The sequence below is a fragment of the Pseudoalteromonas sp. SIMBA_162 genome, from assembly GCF_046535955.1.
GTDB lineage: Bacteria > Pseudomonadota > Gammaproteobacteria > Enterobacterales > Alteromonadaceae > Pseudoalteromonas > Pseudoalteromonas marina.
The window spans coordinates 1-279 of sequence record NZ_JAWJBQ010000265.1; the positions used below are offsets into that span (position 1 = coordinate 1).

General features: G+C 64.9%; 1 protein-coding gene. It reads right to left on the minus strand.

Annotated elements, in window-relative coordinates; all coding sequences use genetic code 11:
* The coding region (locus tag R0J88_RS19620; RefSeq protein ID WP_410900816.1) for a glycosyltransferase at window positions 1–279 on the minus strand (279 nt) is incomplete at both ends.

Genomic DNA, 279 nt, shown 5'->3' on the forward strand with positions numbered 1-279 from the left:
GCCGCCGATGGCCTCGAAGGTCGAACGCTGCACGAACTGGGTCCGGTCGCCCGTGCTGATGCTGGTCAGCCGCGAGCGCAGATTCATCATGGCGGCGATCATCGGTAACCACGGCGACTCGCCCTTGATGCTGACATCGAAGCGGCCCCAGTCGCTGCGGCGATGCGTCGTGACGGCCTCCTTGAGCAATGCCAGCGCATTGTCGGGCAAGTCGGTATCGGCATGCAGAAACAGCAGCCATTCTCCGCGTGCACGCGCGGCTCCGGCATTCATCTGGCG